The organism is Vogesella mureinivorans, from assembly GCF_007644035.1.
Taxonomy (GTDB): Bacteria; Pseudomonadota; Gammaproteobacteria; order Burkholderiales; family Chromobacteriaceae; genus Vogesella; species Vogesella mureinivorans.
In genome coordinates this window covers 1-351 of record NZ_VMTV02000724.1, presented here as the reverse complement: position 1 = coordinate 351, position 351 = coordinate 1, and the positions used below count along the sequence as shown (strand labels likewise).

Sequence of the window (351 nt, the reverse complement as noted above, 5' to 3'; positions counted from 1 at the left end):
CTGGAAACCGCGTTTCCAAGACTGCGATCGCATTCTCTCGTGCATTTTCCACCATCCCTTCCTGCTTTGCCAACCGCTCGATACTGGTTACGTAACGCATTCTATTCGCCTCCTCGTAACTTTTTACTACTGCTTTAAAACCTTGCGCCAACTCCTCTGGCAGCATCATCACCCAGTCGATAAACCGAAACAACTTTACGATATCTTCTCGGCTATACTCCCGTTCGTACAGCCTTCTGACCAGGCTTAGTTTCCACTCTAAACGACTCTGTGGGTTTCGGTGCGTCGCTTTAGTCTTTAAATGCGCCATCACAATTACAGCAAAGGGATTAGTGCTTTGTTCTAGACTTT

1 protein-coding gene is annotated in these 351 nt (G+C 47.0%); it reads right to left on the bottom strand.

Annotation, left to right across the window (positions count from 1 at the left end; all coding sequences use genetic code 11):
- Positions 1-351 (bottom strand): hypothetical protein (locus tag FLQ44_RS17920; protein WP_206208962.1); only part of this gene is annotated, 351 nt, incomplete at both ends.